A 26,736-nucleotide genomic window follows, 5' to 3' on the forward strand; every position below is an offset into this window, starting at 1 on the left:
GGATAGAATTCGTTCTCAATTTTTATGCTCACATTTGCTTTTATATAAAATATAAATTCTTTCTATTCAAAAGATTCTCTACATCTACCATAAAATTTATGTTTTTCTAAGAATTTTATGTTTTAATTAAAGAACGGTAAACTTTTAAATTCATTAGCGAAGGGGTCTGCTATATGGCACTTAAAGATTTTTTCATCGCATTATCTGAAAATCAATTTTTAAATGACAACGCAAAAAAATATGGTTTAAAGCTTGGCGCACAAACTGTTGTTGCAGGAACAAATTTAGATGAAGTCATTATAAGTATTCAGAAACTAAACGCACAGGGGATTTCTTGTACAGTCGACCATTTAGGGGAATTTGTTCAAAATGAAGCAGAAGCGATCGCTGCAAAAGAAGAAATTCTACGCATGATTGAAGTGATACATGAGCATCAACTCGATGCGCACATCTCACTTAAGCCTTCACAGCTTGGTCTCGACTTAAATGTTGATTTTTGCTATCAAAACATTGAGGAAATCGTAAGTTGTGCGCAACAATACAAACTATTCGTGAATTTCGATATGGAGAACTATGAACGTTTACAAGTGACACTTGATTTCGTTTTACAGCTTTCAAAAACGTATGACAATGTGGGAACTGTTATTCAATCCTATCTTCATCGCGCTATGGATGATTTAGAAACATTGAAGAACACGCGTGTCAGAATTGTAAAGGGTGCTTATAAAGAGCCTGAGACGGTTGCTTTTCAAACAAAAGGTGAAATTGATGCCAACTTTATCCGTTTAGCTGAATACCATCTATTAAATGGAAAATTCACATCGATTGCAACACATGATCATCGTATCATCGCGCATCTTCAAACTTTTATTCGAGAACAAGCGATTGCAAAAGAAAAATATGAATTCCAAATGCTCTATGGTTTCCGAACAGATTTACAAAAGTCACTTGCAGATGAGGGTTATCCATTCTGCACGTATATTCCATATGGCGAAGATTGGTATGGATACTTTATGCGTCGTTTAGCAGAACGCCCGCAAAATATAAATCTTGTTGCTAAACAAGTGTTCAATAAAAAAACAAATACATTGATTGGCATTGGTGCAGCCGCATTTTTATTGGGCCGCCTCACCAAGAAAAAATAGTCGATACAAAAAAGAGAGGTAGGGTTCTTATTCCCATCCTCTCTTTACTATTTGTTCCAACCTTTTTCTTTAAAACGCGCAATCGCCTCAATGCGATTACTTACATCTAACTTATCCAGAATTGTTGAGATATAATTTCTTACTGTTCCTGGCGATAAAAACAATTCTTTTGCAATTTCTTTCGTTGTTTTTCCTTCGGCAACAAGACCAAGTACTTCAGATTCACGCTCTGTTAAAGGGTTCGAATCATCTTCATATACGATGTCAATTAATTCAGGCGCGTAAATACGACGACCATCCACAATCACGCGAATTGAGTTGACAAGTTCCTCAATTGGACTGTCTTTTAATAAATACCCACGTACTCCTGCTTTTTTCGCTCGTTCAAAGTATCCTGGTCGTGCAAATGTCGTTAAAATAATAATCTTATATTCTTGATCTTTTAATTGCTCTGCTACATCTAGCCCTGTTTTACCCGGCATTTCAATATCCATGATGATGATGTCTGGTTGATGTTCTGCAATTTTCTCAAGTGCTTCTTCACCGTTTTGAGCGATTGCCACAACTTCCATATCATCTTCCATATTAATTAATGCCTTCATAGCGCCTAGTAACATGCCCTGATCTTCTGCAATGACAATTTTAATCATGCTGCTCACACCTCTCGTCTCATTCTCCATATTATAACAAAAAGCGAGGAATATAAAAGTATTCATCCTCGCCCCCGTACTATACAATTTTTTTAATTGGTAAAATTGGTTTTACTGATGTTTTACGGATATGTTGTGGCAACTGCTTAAATGTAATAAATTGATATGTCTCTGGATCATATAATTTGAACTTAAGTGATGCCAAACTTAATTTTAATGTAATCGTCGTTGCATGTTGTAATGGTGGTGTTTTTTCATGCGCTTCTTCTAGTGCATAGTTTGGAATACGTGGCGCTAAATGATGTACATGGTGGAAACCGATATTTCCTGTTAACCATTGTAAAACAGCTGGTAATTTATAATATGAACTACCTTCTACTGCTGCTTTCACATAACTCCATTCACTCTTCTCTTCGAAGTATGAATCTTCAAATGTATGTTGAATGTAGAATAACCATACACCTAGCATCGCTGCGATATACATTGATAATCCGGTTACAAGCAAGAATGGTACAAGACCTAAGAAATAAATGACTGCACCATATAGCACGACTAATACGATATTTGTAAAATACGTATTCATACGTTCTGGCATACGCGCATCACGACGATTTTTACGGTTTACTACTAATAGTAAGAATAGTGGCCCTAGCCCAAACATAACAAGTGGGTTTCGGTATAAACGATAGCCGATTTTCTTCATTTTTGATGCTTGTTGATATTCTTCTACTGTCATCATCCAAATATCGCCTACACCGCGTGCATCTAAATTTGAGCTTGATGCATGGTGTAAAAGATGTTCATGACGCCATTGTGAATAGCCAAACATCGTTAAAATCCCTGTAATTGTTCCCCATACTGCGTTTGCTTTTTTGTTTTTAAAGAACGACCCATGTGTACAATCATGGAAAATAATAAAGGTACGAATTGCGAAGAATGCTGCACCAATACTCAATGCAATCGCTCCTACAACTGTCTGGTCAATAATCATATATGCAATTACCCACATAGCTACTAGTGGAATAATAGTGTTCATCAATTGGAAAATACTTTTGGTGCGATCTGATTTTGCAAACGGTTGAACCGCTTTGTGTAACTCTTTTGTTCTTTCACGTTCCATTCTTTTGCCCCCATCCCTATTTCCTTAATCTTAAAGGGGTATGGACTATTCACATAGGTGTGATTGTCATAGATGTCATATGACAAATGTCACTTAAAATGACCCATTGGAAAAAGCGTTCAATATCTCATATCGAACGCTTTTCATTTTATACGTTAAAGTAACGAGCATCTGGGTGGTTAAATACCATCGCAGAAACAGATGCTTCTGGTTGCATCATAAAGCCTTCTGTTAACTCTACCCCAATATCCTCTGGTCGTAACAATTTAAATAACTTTTCTTGATCTTCTAAATTCGGACATGCTGGATAGCCGAATGAGAAGCGCTGACCTTGATACTTCGCTGCAAAACGGTCGCGCATTGTAAAGTCTGTCGCATCTGGATAACCTGCATGGTCACGCATTTCTTGGTGAATACGCTCTGCAAATCCTTCCGCAAGTTCAAGCGCTGTTGCTTGGAACGCATGACTTTCTAAAAACTTCCCTTGCTCTTTTAATCGTTGTGCATATTCTCTTACACCATGCCCTGCTGTCACTTGCATAAAACCTACATAATCCATCTCTCCACTATCTTTAGACTTTAAGAAGTCTGCTAAACATAGGAATGGTGCTTTTTCTTGACGTGGGAATGTAAAACGCTCAATCTCTGTTTTCTCATCTTGTGGATCATAAATGACAACATCATCTCCATCAGATTGCGCTGGGAAGAATTGATACATACCTGAAGCCGATAATAAATCTGACTGTAAGTATTCTGTCACTAAATCATATAACTCATTCGCACGTTTGTCGCCGCTAAGACGTAAGTCCTCACTATAACCTCTCAGTCCTAAATGGTGACCGATTAGTGTACGCATATTCACATATGGATATAAGTGCTTTACAGAATAGTCACGAATAACACGACGTTCTGTATCATGCGGTTTATATACTTTAAAGTCACTGCTTACTGTTTTAACAGGACGTGTTGCTACGGCTACAGCTGTACCTCCTGCTGGTTTATTCGCTTCTTTTTCAGCACGTTTTTGTTGTGCTGTAGCGATTTCAGCGAGTAATTCTTCTCGTTCCTCACCTTGTAATCGGTTGATAATTTCAAGCCCTGCCATTGCATCTTTTGCATACATCACAGGTCCATCATAGTTTGCTGCAATTTTCGTATCAGTGAAGCGACGCGATAATGCTGCTCCTCCAACGATAATCGGTGTATCGATTCCGGCTTCTTTGAAGTCCTGTGCTGTTATAACCATTTGTTGTGCTGATTTTACAAGTAGTCCTGATAACCCGACAATATCTGGCTTCTCTTTACGTACGGCTTCAATTAATGTTTGCGGTGCAACTTTAATACCTAAATCTACAACCGTATAACCATTATTACTCATAATAATCTCTACTAAGTTTTTACCGATATCATGTACATCACCTTTTACGGTTGCAAGTAACATCTTACCCTTACCGACATCATCTACTTGTTTCTCCATGAACTGTTCTAGATGGGCAACCGCTGCTTTCATTACGCCGGCTGATTGTAATACTTCTGCTACAATCAATTGGTTTTCATTGAATAGCTTGCCGACTTTCGCCATCCCTTCCATTAACGGTCCATTAATAATATCAAGTGGTGTATCGTACATCTCACGCGCTAATTCTAAATCTTCAATTAGCCCCTCTTTTGTACCTTCTAAAATATAGTAAGCTAAACGTTCTGGTACAGTTTTCGGAATATCATCTTCTGATTTTTCTTTTTTCTTATCTCGGTAAAAATCAGTGAATACAGCTAATGTTTCGTCTGTTGTGTTGAATAATAAATCATTCGCTAAATTGATTTCTTCTTCTGGAATCGATGCATAACGCTCTAATTTTTCAGTATTCACAATCGCATAATCAAGACCAGCTTGTGTACAGTTATATAAATATACTGCATTTAACACTTCACGTCCTACAGGTGGTAAACCGAACGATACATTCGATACACCTAGAATCGTTAAAGCACGTGGCAGCTCCTGCTTAATTAAGCGAATTCCTTCGATTGTTTCAACAGCTGAACCAATATACTGTTCATCACCTGTTCCAACAGGGAATACAAGTGGATCAAAAATAATATCTTCTGGTTCAATGCCCCATTTATTCACAAGTAAGTCGTATTCACGCTTGGCAATCTCAAGTTTGCGATGACGGTCAACAGCCATCCCCTTCTCATCAATTGTTCCAACAACAATTGACGCACCATATTTTTTCACGATTGGAATAACAGCATCAAAGCGTTCTTCGCCGTCTTCTAAGTTAATGGAGTTAATAATCGCTTTACCTTGTGAATACTTTAAAGCTTCCTCAATTACTTTTTCATCTGTTGAGTCAATAACGAATGGTACTTTTACTTTTTGTCCGACTTCTTTCATGAAGTTAACCATATCTTCTAATTCTTCTCGGTCAGGATTCGCTAAACAGATATCAATAACATGCGCACCGTTTTTCACTTGAGCACGTGCAATTTCAGCTGCTTCTTCAAACTTCCCTTCGATAATTAGACGCTTAAATTTACGTGAACCGATTACGTTTGTACGTTCCCCTACAAATAGTGGTCGCATAGAGTCATCATATACAAGTGCTTCAATTCCTGAAACTGTATGATGCGGTTCTTTTTCTTCTAATGGTCGTGGCGGTGCATTTTCTACCACTTTACGAATCGCACGAATATGGTCCGGTGTCGTTCCACAACAACCACCTACGACATTTAACCAACCTTTTTCAACGAAACCAGCAAGCTTTTTCGATAAGCTGTCAGGTGTTTCGTGGTAATGCCCTTCTTCATCTGGTAAACCCGCATTCGGATAACAACTAACATAACTTGTTGCTAGTTCAGATAATGAACGTAAGTAGTCAGTCATAAACTCTGGACCCGTCGCACAGTTCAAACCAACTGATAGTGGTTTAATATGTTCAATTGAAATATAGAAGGCTTCAATACTTTGACCAGCAAGTGTTGTTCCCATCGGTTCAATCGTACCTGAAATCATAATTGGAATTTCTTTACCGAGTTCTTCAAAAGCTTGCTTAACACCAAGTGTACCTGCTTTTACATTCAACATATCTTGTGATGTTTCAAGGAGTAGTACATCTGCGCCGCCTTCAATCAAAGCTTTCGCCTGTACATAGAAGTCATGCTTTAACGCGTCAAATGTAATACCACCTGTTACAGATAATGTCTTCGTCGTTGGGCCCATCGCACCTGCAACAAAACGTGGCCACTCAGGTGTCGATAATTCCTCTGCTACTTCTTTGGCAATTTCGACAGCACGTTTATTAATTTCAACTGCTTGATGACCTAAATCATATTCATTTAATACGAGTGGTGTACCACCAAATGTATTCGTTGAGACAATATCCGCTCCTGCTTCAAAATAAGCACGATGAATTCCTGCAATAACATCCGGTCGTGTTAAATTCAAGTTCTCGTTACAACCATCATATTCATCGCCCCCAAAGTCATCTGGCGTTAAATTCGCATTTTGTAACATGGTACCCATCGCACCATCTAATACGAGAATATGATCTTTAATTCTTTCTTCAATGAGATGTTTCGACAATGTGACTTCCTCCCTTAACCTTTTCATCTAATTCCTTAATGTAGTGAATTAATTCAACAGACATATCGTAGCGCATGAACGGTGTAATCAGATAAATACCGTTAAAGAGTGATGCAGCTGTGTCAATTAATTCTTTCGCAATTTGGACACCCTCTGCCTGTGCGCGTTCTTTATCGCCATCTGCTGCTTTCATACGTTCAAGTACTTCATCTGACAACTTAATGCCTGGCACTTCATGGTGTAAAAACTCAGAATTTCGTAAACTTGTTAGTGGCATGATTCCGATGTAAATCGGTGTATCTAAATGTTTTGTTGCTTCATAAATTTCAATAATTTTCTCTTTTGAGTAAACAGGCTGTGTAATGAAATAATCCGCACCTGCTTCAATCTTTTTCTCTAAACGTGGAATGGCACGTTCGACGACACGTACATTCGGATTGAATGCTGCCGCTACAGAGAAGTTTGCCTTTTTACGTAGTGGTTTTCCCGAGAAAGAAATACCTTCGTTTAATTTTTTAATTAATTGTAGTAATTCAATGCTCGATACATCATAGACGCTTGTAGCACCTGGGAAATCCCCTACCTTTGTTGGATCACCTGTCACAGCTAAAATATCGTGAATACCTAATGCATCTAAGCCCATCAAATGAGATTGTAGCCCGATTAAATTACGGTCACGACATGTAATATGTGCTAATGCTCGTACATTCTTTTCATATTTTAAAATCGATCCCATCGCCACATTCGATACACGCGGTGAAGCAAGTGAATTATCTGCCATTGTGACAATATCGGCGCCCGCTTTTTGTAAAATCGCTGCTCCCTCTAAAAACTTTTCCGTTTCTAAATGGCGCGGTGTATCAAGTTCAACGATAATGGAACGCCCTTTTTTTACTTTCTCGTGAAGTGGTTCAAATTTAGACACATTAGCTTCACGAATCACTTCTTCTTTAGTTGTGATAACTTCTTTATTTTCCATTGGTAAAACATCTGATAAATGTTTCTTCACTTCGTGAATATGTTCAGGTGTTGTTCCACAGCATCCACCAATTAAGCGAACCCCTTCATCACGTAATTCAACTGCAGCGCGCCCAAAATATTCTGCTTCTGATTCATATACCACTTTTCCTTCTTCTACATCGAGTAGACTTGCATTCGGATACGCAGATAAGAACGAGTTCTTTGGTAGCTCAACATTTTCAAGCGCCTTCACTGTATGGTACGGGCCTAACCGACAGTTCACACCGACAACATCAGCTCCAGCTCTTTCTAAATGTTGCAGTGCATCATTCAACTTCATTCCATTTAATAAAACCCCTGGGTCATGCATCGAAACTTGCGCTACAATCGGTCCATCTGAGAATATGCGAATTGTTTTCACTAATGTTTCAAGCTCTTCTAAGTCGTAAAATGTTTCGAGTAGTAAACCATCTACACCTGCATCAAGTAATACTTTTGCTTGTAAAACAAGTGATTCAATAATCTCATCTAGTGAATGTTCATCCTTACGAATACCTCGAATTCCACCAATTGTTCCAAGTACGTACTCGCCATTCTTTGCAGCTCTTTTCGCTACCTCTACACCCGCACGATTCAGTGCTTCATATTCATCTTGAATACCGTAGCGAGCTAACTTAATCGTATTCGCTGTGTACGTATTCGTCTGAATGACATCAGCGCCCGCTTCAATATATAGTTTATGAATATTCTCAATTACTTCCGGCTTTCGAACATTCAGTTCTTCATAACAAAAATCAATCCCATATGAATAGAGCAGTGTCCCCATTGCGCCATCTGCTGTTAATACCTTTGTCTTTAAATCTTCTAGTAACCCCATACACTCCCCATCCTTCCTTCATTTCAAAAAAGCTATAAAAAAACCTTCTTACATTGCATAAGAAGGTTTGAACTGACACTTGAAAATAAGCCTTCTTATCTTTTAAGAACCATACGTCCTTCTGGAATTAGCACCTGACCATCTAAATGGCTGGTTGCTGAAGCGTCGTCGGGCCAGTCCCTCGGCTTCTCTTGATAAGAAATTATTGAATTTTTAAAATATTAAAAGAATCATACCTCTTAAATAGAGTACCGTCAATAGCTTCTACCACTTTCAGCTAAATATTGTACGAAAAAGCGCTTACTTTATCACAATATTTCGTAAATTCAGTAATAGGTATTAAAAAAAAGCGTATGAGGTTTTTTCACATCTCATACGCTTCATATTTTATTTTTTTATCGTAAATGCATCGCCAGCATTTGAATCAAAGTCACGCGCATTGACATACTCACCTTGTACAATTAATCGTTTCGAACCATCATAATTACATGTAACGAGCGTCAGTAGTCTTTTTTTAGCTTGATTTTCGATAACTTGAACGTCAGTTGCTTCTGTAATAAAGATTTTTGTAATTTTATACGTATACACACGCTTATAGTCCGTTGTGTACATAAGCATTCCTTTTTTTGCTTTCGTTAAAGGGCTAAATAATGTTTTATCATTATTCATATTATGACCTGCTAATGCATAATTACCTTGCCCCATCTTCATATCCTTCTTTAATGTACCTGCGCCAATTGCTAGATTTGTATTTGAAATTCCGTATAAAATAGGCAATTGTAAAGATACATCGGGAACACTTAATGCACCAATTGAATGTACATCACCTTGATTCATTTGTGCCTTTAATACATCTTGTAAGCTAATATTTTCCACATTACCAAAATCAAAGCTTACGTCATCCGCATTTTGTGCTTTTTGTTCATCAAACTGCTCAATTGCTTGATTACTCATATGTGACACGATGAACCCCATAATTTGTTTATTGAAAATTAGTGCAACACCTAAAACAAACAAAACAATGCCAATCGTTAAACTTAATTTCCTGTTCATTATGGAATCCTCCTTTCACACTTTATACGAATTCTCGTTGTCTTTGAATAAATTGATTCATAACTCGCGTAGCCACTTCTTCACCATTTTGAATACATAAACCAATCCCCACACCATAATACGAACAACCAGCTAAATGTACATGTGGATGATATTTCACCATTTGTTTTTCAATACGTTCAACTGCTTGTTTATGTTGTAAATTATAAATTGGCATCGCATCAAACCATTTTTTTACATCAATCCATGTTGGTTCATCTATTATTTTTAAGCTTTTTTCGATGTCTTGACGTGCTATTTGTGCTAATTCATCATTTGTCATCTGACAAAATTCTTCAAAACGAGGATTATTCTTTTTATAAAACATACGGATAAGTAACTTATCGTCTTTAGAAGTATGACGCCATTTGCGACTTGTCCATGTACATGCATTACAATCTACATCATTACCTGATGATACAATATATCCTGTACCATCTGCTGGTAGCACATCATTCGGTAAATCATAAGCCAAGTAAACTGTAATAATAGAACCCGTTTGTAGTTCTTCAAAATCACGTTGGAAAGGCTCTTCCTTCAATAGTTTTTGTGCGACTTGGTGCGGTACAGCTAATACGACTTCATCTGCATCTAACCATTCACCCGTATCTATTTGAATCTTATACCCATTCGTGTCTTGTTTTAACAATTCCACCGATGTATTTTTTAAAATCGTCGCGTTCTCTAGTGTTTCTTCGATTCGTTCAAATAATTCTACTAGGCCATTTTTAAACGAGATGAATTTCTTTTTGGCATTCTCTTGGTAGAACGCTTTATTTGCTTCAAATCCACGCATGATACTTCCAAATTCATTTTTATATTCAAATAAATAGGGTAAAGTAGAAGCAATTGTTAATTTATTCAAATCACCTGAATAGACACCAGATAAAACAGGTGCGACTTGTTTTTGAACAATTTCTTCACCTAAATAATATGTTAAAAATTCTCCGACCGAATGATTTGTTGTAAAAGGGAGTTCGGTTTTTTCTAAGTCTTGTAAAACAGCTTTTTTTCCTTCTTCTGAAATAAGCGTACTTTTATTTAATGCTTGTTCATTCATAGGAATTCCAAACACGCTATCTTCTGGAATTGCATGTAACTGATTTTCCGTTAAAATATATGAAACGCCTGTGTCATTATAAACAACTCGATCTTCTAATTGTAATTCTTCGATTAATTTTCGAACACTCGCATGGCGCGACACGATGGAATCTGCACCAACTTCCATTAAGTAACCATCACGTTGTTTTGTGACCATCTTACCACCGATTTGTGCGTCTTTTTCAATCAATGTCAAAGCGAGGTCCAACCCTTGTTCTTTGGCTTGTTTTTGCAAGTAATGCATCGTACTCATTCCGGTAATACCGCCACCAATTACGACTACTTTTCTCAACATCTGTCATCTCCGTTCATTCATGTTCTTCCTTAGTATAAATCAAATTGACTCGGAACCACATTGTTTTATCTTACAAACTCTTGAACACTTTTCAAATACGCAAGCGTTTAATTTAGCTTTTTGTTCCATTTACGGTAACCTTAAATTAATCCTATTTTGAAAGGGTCTTGCTATGAATTTATTAATGATTACACTCTTTTTATTAATCGGTTTACTAGCGTCTAATATTATTAGCCACTATGTAAAATTTTTACCGACTGCTTTAATTCAAATTGGTCTCGGTGTTATTTTAGCACTTTTCGTTCCAAGCTTAGACTTAGAACTCGATACCGAATGGTTTTTATTACTTTTTGTTGCGCCGTTATTATACAATGATGGACGCTATTTTCCACGCAAAGAATTATGGAGTATGAGACTACCTATTTTAGGGAATGCCATCGTACTGGTACTCATCACAACAATCGGCGGTGGGTATTTTATTCACTGGCTTGTGCCAACAATTCCACTCCCTGCTGCCTTTGCACTTGCTGCCATCCTATCTCCTACTGATCCTGTTGCAGTAAATGGCATTGCAAAACGTATTCGAATACCTGAAAAGATTTTAAGTGTTGTACGCGGGGAATCACTTATCAATGACGCTTCAGGGTTAGTAGCTTTTAAATATGCAGTTGCTGCAGCTGTATCAGGGTATTTTTCATTCCAAAGTGCCATTTTAAATTTCTCTTATACGTTTTTAGCAGGAGGGATTTTAGGTTTAGTTCTTGGATTTGTTCTAATTGAATTACGATTTGCTTTTAGACGTGCTGGCATACGAGATGCTGTTTTCCACACACTTTATCAAATTTTAACGCCCTTTATCATTTATCTCATTGTGGAAAATATTTTTCATGCTTCTGGCGTTATCGCCGTTGTCATTGCGGGGATTATTCAAGCTATTTTCAAAGAACAAACCGAAACTGTCCTTGCAGAAGAACAAGTGCTAACAGAGAGTGCTTGGGAAATCGTTTTATTCGTTTTAAATGGCGTTGTTTTCTTATTACTTGGTTTAAATATTCCATTATCTATGGAGCAATCGATTTTAGATACACAAATCGATAATTGGATTTTAATTCTTTATGCATCTGCAATTGGTGCAATCATTCTTCTTATACGCTTCGTTTGGTCACATTTATTTGCACTGTGGCAATTCAAGCGAAAAAGAGATGAAAAACCAACGCTGAAAATGAGTCTAATTAGTAGTTTGGTTGGTGTACGTGGTGCTGTCACAATGGCGGGGATTTTATCATTACCTTTCTTCCTCGATACAGGAGAACCATTTCCAGAACGATCTTTAATCTTATTTTTAGCTTCTGGTGTTATTCTTTTCACACTGATTATTGCTACAGCCTTCTTACCGTTACTAACGGATAAAGAAGAAATGACGGTTGTAAAAGAAGGTCAGCTGTCATTCCATGAGGCGAAAAGTTTTGTGTTAGTGCAAACTGTAAAAAAGATGCAATCAAAAATTAACGAGGAAAATCGTTATATTATTTATGATTTAATTGATAATTTACAACATCTATTCAGACAAACACAATTAGAAGCCAATGCAGATGATTCAGGTAGTTCAAAACATGCACCAAAATTAGAACGTATTCGCTTGAATGCATTACAAGTTGAACGTGACTATATCAATGGATTGTATAAAGATCATAAACTTGATGAACATATGTACCAGTCATTATTACATTCTATATCTGATCGCGAAAAAATGCTGTCGATTAGCACTTGGAAACGTGGATTGTTTACATTACGAAAAGTTTTACGCGAGTTATCTATTGCTAAAAAGCATTATAATAACGAAAAAGAAAAATATCTATCGTATGTTCTCATGCGTCAAGATGTTCGTCGACACGCTTATAAAAAAGCAATCGATTATTTAAAAGAAAAACGAAAAAAATCAGATCACCCTGAGCTATACACCGTTATTCTTTTTGAATATCAAAAAGCATACGAACGCCTACGAAAAAAAGTCACAATGGACTCTGTACGCGAAGAAGAACTAAAAGAAGAATTAAATTTAGTGATGCTCGAAACAGAACGTCAAGAAATTCACTTATTATATGAAGAAGGCAAAATTACACGCGATCAAGAAAAAGACTTACGTCGCCTTGTAAACTACATGGAAAATATCGCATTATACGAACATGTGGAATAAATAGCAAAAGAGCTTCGGCATTTTCATATGCTGAAGCTCTTTTGCTTTTAGCTAGAATTTTGTTCTAGTCTCTTGTATTATTTTTTCTTTTTGTACTTTGCAATTTCATGAACTACTAAATTCGAATAGAATTTACCACCTTCAGGGTTCGGGTGGATATGGTCATTATAAAAGATTTGTGGTTTATTTTTAGATGCTTCATACCAATCAATCTCATGTACATTATCATATTCTTTCGCTGCATTTCGAATCGTCTTATTCACACTATCTTGCCAACTACGACTCACGCGTACATTCATTAAGAATATTTGACGTTTTGATCCAAGTAATTCATAAATCTCTTCCCACTGCGTTTTTGTAAATGTACCATTCGAGCCTAAACCAATTAGTACCGTATTCGATACCTGTCCTTGATTCACCTTTGTACGCAATTTATCAATCGCTGCATCAACTTGTAATGCCACTGTCGCATCGACATCAATACGCGGTAAATCTGCTTGTAAAGCACTAGCAGCACTCAGCATAACAGAGTCACCCAATGCGGTAATCGGTGTATTAGCTAATGCAATCTTACCATTGGCGACATCCTTTTTATATTGCGCTTCTTTTTTCGTCTTTTCATCAGCTTTTGCTTTTTTCTCAGCTGCAGCTGCTTCTTTTGCTTCTTTTTTAGCTTTTGCAATGGCTTCTTCTTTTGCTTTTTTACGTTCTTCAGCGGTTTGCTCTTTTTTCGCTTTTTGCTGCTCTTCTTTTAGATGTTGCTCCAGTTCATTCTCTTTAGAAGCTTGTGGAGCAGGTTCGACAATCATACCGTACGTGAAAACAATCGCAATCGCTGAAATAGCAAGCATTGTAAAGCGCTGTTTCATGTTTTGCTGTTTCCACTTCCACGACCATGTACCGTTTCTAAAGACAGCCAACCAATTACGCCATTCCCCACGACGAATTGGATTTTCCACAAAACGATACGACAATGCTGATAAAATAAATGTTAAAACCAATGCTAATAGAATTTTCATACCGCTAATCTCATCTGTTTTAACTGCAATTCCTAATAATACAATGATTGGGAAGTGCCAAATATAAATACCATAAGAGCGTTCACCAATCCATAGTAACGGCTTAATACTAAAAATCTTCGCAATGGAATTAGCTGGATGTACAATAACAGCTATTAATACTGCCGTTACTGCCGAAGCCAAGTACATACCACCATAATATAAGAAGCTACCGTCTTCTTGTGTGAAAATCATTAAAATGATTAAAATCCCTAAACTGACCAAACCTGCGATATTCAATACTTTTTTCAAATCAGGTGTTACATTCGGACTCAATTTTGCACTTGGCCATACGAATGCTAATGCCGCACCTAGTAAAATTGAAAAGGCACGTGTATCCGTCCCGAAATAAACACGACTTGGATCAGCATCAGGACTATACATGAATGCCATTGCCTCTGCTGAAATAAACGACAGTAGGACAATAAATATTGCAAGCTTTCCTTTTGAACGAATAAATGTTAACGCTAGTAACATTAAAATCGGCCATATAATATAGAATTGTTCTTCTACCGCAAGTGACCACATATGTTGCAGTGGTGAAGGCGGCGCAAACTTTGTAAAATATGAGTGATCTTGAAGTATGTAATACCAGTTACTCACATAGAAAAAAGCCGCAGCAACTTCTTCACGTAGTCCTTCTAAGAAAGAACGATGGAATAATGTAATCCACGTCACTAATGCAACTAACATTAATACAAGTGCTGGAATGAGCCTTCTAAATCGCTTAATCCAGAAACTCTTAAAATCTATTCTCCCATTCTTTTCGAATTCATTAATTAATAAATCTGTAATAAGATAACCTGACAATACGAAAAATACGGTTACACCAAGAAATCCACCATCAATTCCATCAATATGTAGATGATATAAAATAACAGCTAATACTGAAATAGCTCGTAATCCGTCCAATCCGCTAATATATCTGCGTTTTTGCTTTCCAGGACGCGGCATTGAAATACCTCCTAAATAATTGTTTCATCTCTCTATTTAATAAGACGTTTTATTTCTACATTAAGTTTTCTTTTTCATATTTTTATTGTAATTTCTATTCTAATAATAGCTTAAATTTATACATGCGTTAAGTTTTTTCATTCTTTGAATTAGCTATAAGATACGTTTTTTCAAAAATTAAAATCAATTATGCATCAACCGACTATTTCATATATGTTACAAATAATACAACTTTATCACAATTCCCTTTTTTATACTATTTTATACATCATTAATATTATGATTAAGGAAATAGGAGGGAAATTATGCAATTTAAAAAGAAACACACCATGTCATTCTTGCTCAGTATTTGTTTAGTCTTTACGATGTTCTTCTTACCTACTGAACAAGCTTCAGCAGCATCTATTCAATTAAAAGTCGCAAATACAAATTCATTAAATCTTCGTACAGGTCCTAGTACAAAATATAAAGTTATAAAAGTACTTAAAAAAAATACAGTTGTCACACAAACTGCAAAAAAAGGTACGTGGTCGAAAGTAAAAGTAGGTAAGACAACTGGTTATGTATCTTCCAAGTACTTAACAAAAATTATACTCTCTACTAGTAGCACAAAGGTTGGCAAGTACTACTCCATCACTGCCGCTACACTTAATGTCAGAAAGACAAGTAGTGTTACGTCACAAAAATTGGCTACTGTTCGCTTTGGCGATCAATTTAAAATTAAAGCCCAAGCTAAAAATGGTTGGTTTAAAATCGAATACGCAAAAGGCAAAACAGGTTATGTCTCACATAAGTACGGTATTATTTCTACTTCCAAAGAGAACGCATATCCAGAAGGCACGATTTTTGGTCCATTAAGTGGTCGAACATTCGTCGTAGATGCAGGACATGGTGGCGCGCAAAAAGGTGCTTATTATTATGGTATCGCTGAAAAAGATTTAAACTTAAAAGCTGCTAAAACTTTGCAACAACAACTTAAAAAAGATGGTGCGAAAGTCATTATGACACGCACAACGGATAAAACATTATCACTCGAAAAACGCGTACAAATTTCAAAATCTGCTAAACCAGATGCCTTTATTAGTGTTCATCACAATGTATATAACAAAAAAAGTGAGGAAGGCTATCTAGCTCTTTATACAAAAAAAGCTGAAAAGACATTTACAAAATACTTATTTAACGCATTAGATCGACCCGTTTCAGCTGTTTCAGACGTACCTGCAGAAGAATATCGCTATCAAAACTTACACGTTCTACGCGAAAACCCATACATCGGTACACTGTTAGAATACGGTTATATGAACCGAAAATCTGAACTAAAAAAGATTAATACAGATAGTTATCGTAAAGCAATGGCACAAGGTATTTCAACTGGTCTAATTAACTACTTTAAAAAATATTAATAGTTAAAAAGACTTTAATTGTTTTCAAATACAAAAAAGGAATCGCACATATTTTGGCGATTCCTTTTATTTGTGTAGTAATCGATTAAATTCCGATTACATCATTCCTGGCATGCCACCCATATCTGGCATTGCTGGTGCTGATGAGTTATCTGGAAGGTCTGCTACTACTGCTTCTGTTGTTAGGAATAGTGAAGCTACAGATGCAGCATTTTGAAGTGCTGAACGTGTAACTTTTGCTGGGTCTACGATACCTGCTTCAATCATGTTCACCCATTCACCATTCGCTGCGTTGAAGCCTGTTCCAACTTCTTCACGTTTTAGACGATCTACGATGACAGACCCTTCTAAACCTGCATTATTTGCAATTTGACGTACTGGTTCTTCTAATGCACGTAATACGATGCGTGCGCCTGTTGCTACGTCGCCTTCTGTACTATTCGCTACAGCTTCTACTGCTGCATGGATACTTACTAATGCAACACCACCACCAGCTACAATACCCTCTTCTACTGCTGCGCGTGTAGAGTTAAGAGCATCTTCAATACGTAGTTTACGTTCTTTTAGTTCGATTTCAGTTGCTGCACCGACACGAATTACGGCAACACCGCCAGCTAATTTTGCTAAGCGTTCTTGTAATTTTTCTTTATCGAATTCAGAAGTTGCATCTTCGTATTGGTTACGAATGTTGGCAATGCGATATTCGATTGCTTCTTGTTGACCAGCACCTTCAACAATTGTTGTATTGTCTTTTGTTACAACTACTTTTGCTGTGCGTCCAAGTTGGTCTACAGTTGTCTCTTTTAAATCTAAACCAATTTCTTCTGTAATCACTTGTGCGCCTGTTAAGATCGCAATATCTTCTAACATCGCTTTACGACGATCACCGAAGCCTGGTGCTTTGACAGCCACTACGTTGAATGTACCGCGTAATTTGTTTAATACAAGTGTCGCAAGTGCTTCACCTTCAACATCTTCTGCGATGATTAACATTGGACGACCTTGTTGTACAACTTGTTCAAGCACAGGTAAGATTTCTTGGATGTTTGAGATTTTTTTATCTGTAATTAAGATATATGGATTATCTAATACTGCTTCCATTTTATCTGTATCCGTTACCATGTAGTGAGATAGGTAACCGCGATCAAATTGCATACCTTCTACAACTTCTAGTTCTGTATTGAAACCTTTTGATTCTTCTAATGTAATAACACCATCATTACCTACGCGTTCCATTGCTTCTGCGATTAATGAACCTACTTCGTCATCTGCAGCTGAGATAGAAGCTACTTGTGCAATTGCTTCTTTGTTTTCAACTGGTTTTGAAATCGATTTTAGTTCTTTGATTGCTGCTTCAACTGCTAAGTCAATCCCTTTACGGATACCGACAGGGTTTGCACCAGCTGTTACGTTTTTTAAACCTTCTGTAATCATTGATTGTGCGAGTACTGTTGCAGTTGTTGTACCGTCACCAGCGATTTCATTTGTTTTTGAAGCTACTTCAGAAACTAATTTTGCGCCCATGTTTTCATATGGATCTTCTAGTTCGATTTCTTTTGCAATTGTAACACCGTCATTTGTAATAAGTGGCGCACCGAATGCTTTTTGTAATACCACATTACGTCCTTTTGGTCCTAATGTTACTTTTACTGTATTCGCTAATTTATCCACACCTGCTAACATTAAACTACGTGCATCTTCGCTAAATTTAATTTCTTTTGCCATTGTATAATTCCCTCCTAGAAAATCAATCCGTTCGTTTATTTGTATATGTTAGATTACTCTACGATTGCTAAAACGTCGCTCTCACGTAGAATTAAATAGTCTTTACCTTCGTATTTTACTTCCGTACCTGCGTATTGAGCATAAATTACTTGGTCGCCTGCTTTTACGCTTAACGGCACCACTGTACCACTATTTGTTACGATTCCAGAACCCACTGCTACAACTTTACCTTGCTGTGGTTTTTCTTTTGCAGAGTCGGGTAGTACGATACCGAATGCTGTTTTTTCTTCTACTTCTACTACCTCAATAATAATACGGTCACCTAATGGCTTTAACATGTTCTAATAACCTCCTAATTTCTATGCGTCAATATTTTTTGTTGGCACTCTTATACAATGAGTGCTAACTTATAGTCTTAATAATAAGCACTCTCGATTTTTTTTGCAAGTCATAACATTTATTTTTTTATAAAAAGATGACCGATTTACATTTTCTTTTTGCTTCAACTTATTGGTAGAATAGAGATACGAATATTTCCGGAAAGGATTTGCTTATGAAAACTAAAAAAACACCACTCTATATATTAATTACATATATACTCATGCAACTATCACCTATCATCTTTTTAAAGCCGATTGCTTCTATTATCCAATGGCTAGAACCAGGTATCACTAATGATGAACTGTCCGCACAAGCACGCGGTTGGACCATCTTCTTCACGTTCTTTCTCGGTACACTTGTAACGATTTTCTTCATCTTACGTGACAAAAACTTTTTCAAAAATGCTTTTGTCGGTGGCAAGCGCTATTCTACTATGGGAGCGATTGGCTGGGGCGTTTTAGGATTCTTCATGATTTTAATTGGCCAATCACTTGCTGGTTTAATCGAAACGTCACTTGGTATTACACCTGGTTCTGAAAATACAGCACAACTTTCTGCAATGGCTAAAGCAGCCCCTATTGCAATCATCAGTATTGTATTCTTTGGACCATTCCTTGAAGAAGTCGTATTCCGTCGCGTCATCTTCGCATCGTTAAACCAAACAACGAACTTTTTCATCGCAGCGAGTGTCAGCGCCGTTGTATTCGCAATCGTGCATATGGATTTTTCACATATCATCATCTACGCAACTGTTGGGTTCATCACTGCTTTTCTGTATAACAAAACAAAACGACTGCTCACAACGATTATTGCACATACGATGTTGAATGGTTTTGTTATCATCATGAATCTCAATTTAGACAAAATACAAAAATACCTCGAAACGCTACAATCTATGCAATAAAAAGAGCCTCTTTTTTTAGCGTTCGCAACAAAAAACTGGAATCGCACAACAGTACGATTCCAGTTTTTCTTTTATATTATGCAGCTAGCTCCATTTCTCGCTGCTGCTCTGCTTTCAAATAACTTCTATAACCTATACGCGAAATCATGATACTGATTTCGTATAAAATGCATAATGGTAATGTGACAATCATATGTGACACGATATCTGGAGGTGCGATGACTGCTGCTACACAGAGTAGCGCAAAGTATGCGTACTTCCTTACTTTTGACATGCCCATTGGCGTAATGATTCCGAGACGCGTCAAAAATAACATAATGATTGGCAACTGAAAAATCAATCCAAATGGCAATGTAATTTGCATTAAAAATTGGAAGTATTCATAGATTCCAATGGTCTGTTCAACATCCATTTCTCCTGCTAACCCCATCATCCACTTCAACATATACGGACGTAACACTAAATACGAAAATACAACCCCTACAATGAACAATAGGAATGCGTACGGAATATAGCGTAATGTCGCTTTGCGCTCTTTTTCATAAAGTCCTGGGCTCACAAAACCCCATAACTGAAATAGAATAATCGGTGATGTCATAACAAGCGATAAAATAAAGATAACTTGTATGTAAACCTTCACTGGATCGGTAACACGAAAAGCATGCAATTGAAGCGATTTTGCTTCTTCAGTATGTTGTAAAAATTGTATGAGTGGTTGTGCTAAAAAGAAACTTCCAATAATCGCTAAAACAAAGAATCCTGCAACAATTAATAGCCTCTTTCGAAGTTCCTCTATATGTTCAACGACTGTTAGTTCTTCTTGTTCCATCAGATGAACACCCTACTTCGTCTCTTCGATTTTTTCGACAGCTTTTACTTCATTTGCGCTGTTTGTTTCAACTGTTTTTTGTTTTGTACTTTCAAAATCTTCGTCTGTTAAACCTTTTGTTGCAGATTTAAACTCACGGAGTGTAGAACCCATCGCTCTTCCTAGTTCAGGAAGTTTTTTGGGACCAAAAATAATGACAGCAACACCTGCAATAATCGCAATACTAGCTGGACCTACCATTACACACACCTCCTCAATTTGATAACTACATTCTACTCCACACTTCGTCATTTGTATATTATTCTTTCGGTCTACAAAACTGAATATTTAAGACTATTCTTCCACATTTCGAATAAAGTAACTAAGCGTTTGCAATTCAATCGATAAATCAATTGTATGAACGCGGAATGTCTCAGGTACTTGCAGACGAACCGGTGTAAAATTCAACACACCTTTCGCACCCATCTGAATTAATCGGTCTGTCATAAACTGTGCTGAACGTGCTGGTACAGTTAAAATAGGTAGTTCTGCTTTGAATTCTTCAAACTTCTCTTCCATCACATCTGGATGGAAAACAGGTACACCATTTACAAGCTGCCCTTCCATTGGATAGTTCGTATCGAATGCTACAACAATTTTCATATTATGGTTCTTTTGAAAATTATACTTCAGTAAGGCATGACCTAAGTTACCAATACCGATTACTGCTACATTCATACGTTGATCTTGATCAAGGACGCCTCTAAAGAACACAAGTAATTTTTGTACATCATATCCGTACCCTTTTTTACCGAGTGGTCCGAAATATGAAAAGTCACGACGAATCGTCGCTGAATCAATTTGCATGGCCTCACTTAACTCTTTTGATGAAATTCTATTCTTTCCTGCATCCGCAAAATTTTGGATGAAGCGATAATACAGCGGAAGTCTTTTCGTTGTGGCCTGCGGTATCCTATAATTCTCTTTCAAACATGTTTCCTCCTACGAATCTGGTTATACAATTTAGATAGATGACCATTGCACCAATGACAGCATTTCGTTACACTTAAGATTGAACTGAGGTGTCGAAAGTGATTGTATTACAAGTCAATCAATTATATAAATCATATATTGCAGATGAAATTTTAAGTGGCGTTAAACTCGAAGTTCAACATCGGGATCGCGTCGCACTTGTTGGCCGAAACGGCGCAGGTAAATCTACTCTTTTAAAAATTATAGCAGGTCAACTCTCATATGACTCTGGTGAGATTATTATGCCAAAAGGAATTAAACTTGGCTACTTAGACCAACATGCTGGTCTAGAATCTGATTTATCCATTTGGGATGAGATGATGACCGTATTTGAACCATTAAAACAACTTGAACAACAAATTCGTTCACTTGAGTTGCAGATGGCTGAACCTACGATTTATGAAAATGCAGAACGTTATCAAAAAATCACAGCTGAATATGACCAGCTACAACATGATTTTAAAGAACGTGGCGGCTTCCAATACGAAGCGGATACACGCTCTGTTCTACATGGTATGCAGTTTTATCCTGATTCCTATGAACAGTCTATATCTTCATTATCTGGTGGTCAACGTACAAGACTGGCTCTAGCAAAATTACTTTTAACAAAACCTGAATTACTCATTCTGGATGAGCCGACCAACCACCTGGATATCGAGACATTAAACTGGCTTGAAAACTACCTGAAAAACTACGACGGCGCTATCCTTATCGTATCACATGACCGCTATTTCTTGGACCAAGTTGTGTCTATTGTTTATGAAGTTTCTCGTCATCATGTCACAAAGTTCACAGGTAACTATTCAAGTTACTTAGATCAAAAAGCAAAGAACTATGAACGCGACCTAAAACTTTATGAAAAACAAATGGACGAAAAGGCAAAACTCGAAACATTCGTCCAAAAGAACTTAGCGCGTGCATCGACTACGAAGATGGCACAATCTCGTCGAAAAGTTTTAGAGAAAACCGAGTGGATGGATTCTCCTGATGGCGATGAAAAATCAGCTACTTTTACATTCGATATCGAAAAGCAAAGTGGTAATGACGTGTTATCCATTGATGACCTCACAATCGGTTATGGACAAACGCCAATTTCTGAACATATTAACATGCGTGCCTATCGAAAAGACCGTATCGCCCTTGTTGGTCCAAACGGTGTCGGAAAATCTACACTATTAAAAACAATTATAAAAGATTTACCTGCTCTGTCAGGTGATATTCGTTATGGTACGAATGTGCAACTCGGTTATTACGATCAGGATTTAGCAAAACTTTCTACGAATCGTACCGTACTACGTGAGATTTGGGATGAGTGGCCACTAATGAATGAAAAAGATGTTCGTACTGTTCTTGGTCGTTTCCTTTTCTCAGGAGAAGACGTCGATAAAATCGTACACGATCTATCAGGTGGCGAAAAAGCACGTTTAACGCTCGCGAAACTCATGCTTGAGAAAAATAATGTACTGATTTTAGATGAGCCGACCAACCATCTTGATTTAGATAGTAAAGAGGTGTTGGAAAATGCACTAATTGATTTCCCGGGCACGCTCATCTTCGTATCACATGACCGTTACTTCATCAATCGCATTGCAACAAAAGTTGTCGAGCTATCGAATGAGGGTTCTTTTGAATACTTAGGTGATTATGATTACTATGTAGAGAAAAAAGAAGAGTTAGCTGAAATCGCAGCTGAAAAAGAAGCTGCTCTTATAAAAACAAAGCCAATCATTCAAAAGGAAGTACCTACATCGAATCAAGCCATCGACAAAGAAACGAAGAAAAAAGAACGTAAAATTCAACGTCAAATTGAAGATATTGAACAGATTATGAGCGACCTTGAAACAACCATTGCAAAACTAGAAGAAGAACTATGTAATCCTGATGTATTTTCAAATCATGAAAAAGCATTAATCATTCAAACACAATTAGATGAAGAAAAAGTAAAGCATGAAGAATATGAATTACAGTGGCTCGCTTTACAAGAAGAATTAGAGCAATTATAAATAAAAAGAAGGTGTCTTTTCCAAATGGAAACTTGATACCTTCTTTATTTTTTATTACAATAATATCTTGTGACGAATCTAGATTTTTGCGCTGATTGCTTTTCTAACAAAGCAACTACATACTACCTACAATTTCCATTTATCCACTGAAATTGTGTATAACTTGTAAAAATCTCCACAAAGTTATACACAGGTAAGGTGCTTATATAATCGGAATCCACAGCACTTGTCCACATTACCCACAGAATTTTCTGAATTTATCCACAAATAACTGTGTAAAACTCAAGTGATTTACAAATTCTTCTTCTCACATTTACACACCATTAAAAAAGCGATTTTCCCATTTCTCATGAGAAAACCGCTACTATTTCATCATTATTTACGATTCCACGATACTAATTCCATACCTGGACGACCATTTAGGCTCCAGTCACTGCGGACACCGCTTTTAAACATTTCTGTACCTGCTGCTGCAATCATTGCGGCGTTATCTGTACATAATGGTAGTGGTGGTACATAGAATGGAATTCCTTCTTCTTTAAATACTTTTTCTAAAGAAGCACGTAACCCTTTATTCGCTGCGACACCACCTGCTGCAATGACTTGTTTGACTTGATATTCTTTTGCAGCACGCAACGTTTTAGCTGTTAATACCTCTACCACACTATCTTGGAAGCCTTTCGCCACATGATGTGGATTAACTTCTTCACCACGCTGAATTGCATTATGTTGATAGTTAATCACTGCTGATTTTAAACCACTAAAACTAAAATCATATGAGTCTGCTTCTAACCACACGCGCGGAAAATTAACAGCTCCATCACTTTCATGCGCCATCTGATCAATTTTCGGTCCACCTGGATATGAAATATTCAATACACGCGCTACCTTATCATAAGCTTCACCTGCTGCATCATCACGTGTTTCACCGATTAATTCGAATGAGCCATGTTCTTTCATCAATACAAGCTCAGTATGACCACCTGATACAACTAAAGCTAGTAATGGGAATTCCATCGGCTGTACAAGGTGATTCGCATAGATATGACCTGCGATATGATGTGTACCGATTAATGGCAACTGATGTGCAAACGCAAAAGCTTTCGCTGCATTAATGCCAATGAGTAATGCGCCTACAAGCCCTGGACCTTCTGTTACACATACCGCATCTAAGTCTGATGGCTGTACACCTGCTTTGGTTAATGCTTCTTCAATCACTAGCGTCACATTTTCAACATGGTGACGAGAAGCAATCTCTGGTACAACACCGCCAAAACGTTTATGACTTTCAATTTGAGATGCCACAACATTCGAAACAATCTCTGTTCCGTTCTTAATAATGGCTGCGGCTGTTTCATCACAACTACTTTCAATACCTAATACATAAAAATCTTTTTCCATTATAAATTCACCCACATGACAAGAGCATCCTCTTGATTATCTGTATAGTATCCTTTACGAATACCACCTTCTTGAAAACCTAATTTACGATATAAATTTTGTGCGACTTCGTTTGTCACACGTACTTCTAAACTCATGACAACAACATTTAAAGATTTTGCATAGGCAATGGCTTCACGCATCAGTGCTTCCCCAATACCTTTTCCTCGTCCTTCTGGTAATACAGCGACATTTGTAATCTGGCTCTCATCTAATACGACCCACATGCCACAAAAACCAATAACCTTTTCTTCCTCATTTACAGCAACAAAATAATGTGCTTGTGGATTCTTCTCCATCTCATAATAAAAGGAATCTAATGTCCATGGAGTCGGAAATGCAATTTGTTCAATATGATGAACAGCAGGTACATCTTCTACGGTCATTAAACGATATTTAATCATGCTGTTTTGCCTTCTGTTCTTTGATCCAGTTTGCTTCAGCTTCTGCAATTCGTTTATATGTTGGTACAAATGCATGAACGGTTTCAGCAGCTGGTAGTGGCTGTTGCTCTGCTAAATAGATTAATTGACTAGCACTTGGCAAATTAAAAGGATACGGGGCACGTAAAGCACGTTCTCCTAAGCATTCAACGATTTTTTCGTAAAAGACTTCAACATCATGACCAACAAATAAGATGGGCTGATTTAATGCGTCTAATTGATTTAATAATTGTTCTAATTCATAATGTCCATCTTCAATAATAACTTCCAATGAATCCTTACTACTATATGCACCTGCATAGACATTTTGTCTTCTAGCATCTACAAGCGAGCAAATCACATGCGGAAAGTATGGTACATTTGCAGCCAATACCTTTAAACTCGATACACCTACGATTGGGATATTTAATGTCCACGCCAATGTTTTGGCAATCGTAACGCCAATTCGTACACCTGTATAAGAGCCTGGCCCCTCACTCACTGCAATGGCATCTAAATCAGCAGGTTTCATTTTTGTATGTGCAAATAAACGATCAATTGCTGGCATCGCACCACCAGAATGATTCAATTTTATATTTGCGACTTCTTCCGCAATTACTTGACCGTCTTTTACAAGTGCAATCGCAAGCGGTGTATTTGCTGTATCAATTCCTAACCAGATCATCTCATAATCTCCTCACATAATAGCGTATAACGCTCGCCAATTGGCGTTAATATAAATAAACGTTGACTCTCATCGATTCGCTTAATCGTAATGTCTAAACGCTCTGCTGGTAAGTCCGGCTCGATTAATTGTGCCCATTCTACAACTGTCGCTGCATCACCATAGAAAATCTCATCCCAACCTAAGTCCTCATCGCTATCTGCTAAGCGATATACATCTAAATGGTTGAAAGGAATACGTCCTTCATATTGCTTCATAATTGTAAATGTCGGACTATTAACGTGGCGTTTCACACCTAATCCTTTAGCTAAAAATTGTGTAAAAGTTGTTTTTCCAGCCCCTAGATCTCCTTCAAGCGTTAAAACATCTTGAGGTTGTAATCGTGTCGCTATTTTTTCTGCTAATTGCTGTGTTTCTTCAAGTGATTGAATCGGTATTTCAATTGTCATGTATTTCGTCCTCTCACAACATACTTATCTATCTATTCTATCGAAAATTCTATATTTCTTCAAAGTGAATGTATTCGTTTTTAAACAAAAAAAATAACACAGCACCATCTGCTGTGTTTACATAAATATAAATGGCGGTCCGGACGGGACTCGAACCCGCGACCTCCTGCGTGACAGGCAGGCATTCTAACCAGCTGAACTACCGGACCATTTCTTCTATGATATTATTCTAACATATCTTCTATGTCGTTGCAAGCTTTTTTAAAATCTTTTTAAAGCTCACTTTGTGTCGTTTTCTCTCTTCTCGACTTCTTTATTCTAATATAAGTATGAGGGGTTTGCAATAGTTTTTTTCTAAAAAAACTTAATTATTTTTTAACCTTCATTTTATTATATTTATAAAATGAAAAAAGAATTGGAATAGATAATTAGAGCGAGTGATCCATTTTTGA

Annotated in this window: 21 protein-coding genes, 1 tRNA gene and 1 riboswitch; of the genes, 5 read left to right on the forward strand and 17 right to left on the reverse strand. The window is 37.1% G+C overall.

The annotated features are described in order from the left end of the window. Positions 1-173: 173 nt before the first annotated feature. Positions 174-1,145, forward strand: coding sequence for a proline dehydrogenase family protein (locus tag QN089_RS13160; RefSeq protein WP_068450661.1), 972 nt, complete (start codon positions 174-176; stop codon positions 1,143-1,145). A 47-nt stretch (positions 1,146-1,192) separates the two neighbouring features. Here the strand turns inward: QN089_RS13160 and QN089_RS13165 are convergent, their stop codons facing one another. From QN089_RS13165 to hemG, 6 genes are all read right to left on the reverse strand, one after another. Continuing rightward, positions 1,193-1,795 (reverse strand): response regulator transcription factor, encoded by a 603-nt coding sequence (locus QN089_RS13165; protein WP_141274086.1) that lies wholly within the window; start codon positions 1,793-1,795, stop codon positions 1,193-1,195. 79 nt (positions 1,796-1,874) lie between these two features. After that, entirely contained in the window at positions 1,875-2,915 is a 1,041-nt protein-coding gene (gene desA / locus QN089_RS13170; protein WP_285215484.1) for a Delta(5) desaturase DesA, read from the reverse strand. A 148-nt stretch (positions 2,916-3,063) separates the two neighbouring features. Continuing rightward, positions 3,064-6,498, reverse strand: a complete 3,435-nt coding sequence (gene metH / locus QN089_RS13175) for a methionine synthase (RefSeq protein ID WP_156422322.1) — start codon at positions 6,496-6,498, stop codon at positions 3,064-3,066. Beyond that, entirely contained in the window at positions 6,479-8,335 is a 1,857-nt protein-coding gene (locus QN089_RS13180; protein WP_285215485.1) for a bifunctional homocysteine S-methyltransferase/methylenetetrahydrofolate reductase, read from the reverse strand. Before QN089_RS13180 ends, metH begins: the two co-directional genes overlap by 20 nt. 92 nt (positions 8,336-8,427) lie before the next feature. Then, positions 8,428-8,536: riboswitch (SAM riboswitch) on the reverse strand. 186 nt (positions 8,537-8,722) lie between these two features. After that, on the reverse strand, positions 8,723-9,388 hold the full coding sequence (locus QN089_RS13185) for a class A sortase (protein WP_068450654.1): 666 nt from the start codon (positions 9,386-9,388) through the stop codon (positions 8,723-8,725). A 22-nt stretch (positions 9,389-9,410) separates the two neighbouring features. Further along, positions 9,411-10,823 (reverse strand): protoporphyrinogen oxidase, encoded by a 1,413-nt coding sequence (gene hemG / locus QN089_RS13190; RefSeq protein ID WP_350310896.1) that lies wholly within the window; start codon positions 10,821-10,823, stop codon positions 9,411-9,413. A 172-nt stretch (positions 10,824-10,995) separates the two neighbouring features. On the opposite strand from hemG, the gene QN089_RS13195 reads away from it, so the two are divergent. Beyond that, on the forward strand, positions 10,996-13,020 hold the full coding sequence (locus QN089_RS13195) for a Na+/H+ antiporter (protein WP_285215486.1): 2,025 nt from the start codon (positions 10,996-10,998) through the stop codon (positions 13,018-13,020). 77 nt (positions 13,021-13,097) lie between these two features. On the opposite strand, the gene QN089_RS13200 is transcribed toward QN089_RS13195, so the two are convergent. After that, positions 13,098-15,032, reverse strand: a complete 1,935-nt coding sequence (locus tag QN089_RS13200) for an acyltransferase family protein (RefSeq protein ID WP_285215487.1) — start codon at positions 15,030-15,032, stop codon at positions 13,098-13,100. Between the two features lie 305 nt (positions 15,033-15,337). Between QN089_RS13200 and QN089_RS13205 the strand changes: the two genes are divergently transcribed. Then, positions 15,338-16,435, forward strand: a complete 1,098-nt coding sequence (locus tag QN089_RS13205; RefSeq protein WP_285215488.1) for an N-acetylmuramoyl-L-alanine amidase family protein — start codon at positions 15,338-15,340, stop codon at positions 16,433-16,435. Positions 16,436-16,531: 96 nt separating this feature from the next. On the opposite strand, the gene groL is transcribed toward QN089_RS13205, so the two are convergent. After that, positions 16,532-18,160, reverse strand: a complete 1,629-nt coding sequence (gene groL, locus QN089_RS13210; RefSeq protein WP_068450641.1) for a chaperonin GroEL — start codon at positions 18,158-18,160, stop codon at positions 16,532-16,534. A gap of 53 nt (positions 18,161-18,213) precedes the next feature. Beyond that, a complete protein-coding gene (groES, locus tag QN089_RS13215; RefSeq protein WP_068450638.1) occupies positions 18,214-18,498 on the reverse strand; it encodes a co-chaperone GroES in 285 nt (94 codons plus the stop codon). A gap of 215 nt (positions 18,499-18,713) precedes the next feature. Here groES and QN089_RS13220 point away from each other — a divergent pair, with 215 nt between their 5' ends. After that, positions 18,714-19,445 carry a CPBP family intramembrane glutamic endopeptidase gene (locus QN089_RS13220; protein ID WP_068450636.1) on the forward strand — a complete coding sequence of 244 codons (732 nt, stop codon included), beginning with the start codon at positions 18,714-18,716 and terminating at the stop codon, positions 19,443-19,445. A gap of 76 nt (positions 19,446-19,521) precedes the next feature. Here QN089_RS13220 and tatC read toward each other — a convergent pair whose 3' ends face one another. The 3 genes from tatC to QN089_RS13235 all read right to left on the reverse strand — a co-directional run bounded on the left by tatC (position 19,522) and on the right by QN089_RS13235 (position 21,243). Then, a complete protein-coding gene (gene tatC, locus QN089_RS13225; RefSeq protein ID WP_068450634.1) occupies positions 19,522-20,274 on the reverse strand; it encodes a twin-arginine translocase subunit TatC in 753 nt (250 codons plus the stop codon). A gap of 12 nt (positions 20,275-20,286) precedes the next feature. Continuing rightward, complete coding sequence (locus tag QN089_RS13230; RefSeq protein WP_068450632.1) at positions 20,287-20,514, reverse strand: twin-arginine translocase TatA/TatE family subunit; 228 nt, start codon at positions 20,512-20,514, stop codon at positions 20,287-20,289. A 93-nt stretch (positions 20,515-20,607) separates the two neighbouring features. Further along, positions 20,608-21,243 carry a redox-sensing transcriptional repressor Rex gene (locus QN089_RS13235; RefSeq protein ID WP_068450630.1) on the reverse strand — a complete coding sequence of 212 codons (636 nt, stop codon included), beginning with the start codon at positions 21,241-21,243 and terminating at the stop codon, positions 20,608-20,610. A gap of 101 nt (positions 21,244-21,344) precedes the next feature. Here QN089_RS13235 and QN089_RS13240 point away from each other — a divergent pair, with 101 nt between their 5' ends. After that, positions 21,345-23,288 carry an ABC-F family ATP-binding cassette domain-containing protein gene (locus QN089_RS13240; protein WP_285216437.1) on the forward strand — a complete coding sequence of 648 codons (1,944 nt, stop codon included), beginning with the start codon at positions 21,345-21,347 and terminating at the stop codon, positions 23,286-23,288. A 375-nt stretch (positions 23,289-23,663) separates the two neighbouring features. Here QN089_RS13240 and tsaD read toward each other — a convergent pair whose 3' ends face one another. From tsaD to QN089_RS13265, 5 genes are all read right to left on the reverse strand, one after another. Continuing rightward, positions 23,664-24,689, reverse strand: coding sequence for a tRNA (adenosine(37)-N6)-threonylcarbamoyltransferase complex transferase subunit TsaD (tsaD, locus tag QN089_RS13245; RefSeq protein ID WP_285215489.1), 1,026 nt, complete (start codon positions 24,687-24,689; stop codon positions 23,664-23,666). Continuing rightward, the gene (gene rimI, locus QN089_RS13250) at positions 24,689-25,132 is read right to left on the reverse strand and encodes a ribosomal protein S18-alanine N-acetyltransferase (RefSeq protein WP_068450623.1); all 444 of its coding nucleotides are present in this window, start codon (positions 25,130-25,132) and stop codon (positions 24,689-24,691) included. Before rimI ends, tsaD begins: the two co-directional genes overlap by 1 nt. Continuing rightward, positions 25,125-25,835, reverse strand: coding sequence for a tRNA (adenosine(37)-N6)-threonylcarbamoyltransferase complex dimerization subunit type 1 TsaB (gene tsaB, locus QN089_RS13255; RefSeq protein WP_068450621.1), 711 nt, complete (start codon positions 25,833-25,835; stop codon positions 25,125-25,127). Before tsaB ends, rimI begins: the two co-directional genes overlap by 8 nt. Continuing rightward, a complete protein-coding gene (tsaE, locus tag QN089_RS13260; protein WP_285215490.1) occupies positions 25,832-26,284 on the reverse strand; it encodes a tRNA (adenosine(37)-N6)-threonylcarbamoyltransferase complex ATPase subunit type 1 TsaE in 453 nt (150 codons plus the stop codon). Before tsaE ends, tsaB begins: the two co-directional genes overlap by 4 nt. Before the next feature lie 132 nt (positions 26,285-26,416). Beyond that, a tRNA-Asp gene (locus QN089_RS13265) sits at positions 26,417-26,493 on the reverse strand. Positions 26,494-26,736: the final 243 nt, after the last annotated feature.

Origin of the sequence: Kurthia sp. YJT4, from assembly GCF_030219945.1 — a bacterium.
In the GTDB taxonomy this organism is placed as follows: Bacteria; Bacillota; Bacilli; order Bacillales_A; family Planococcaceae; genus Kurthia; species Kurthia gibsonii.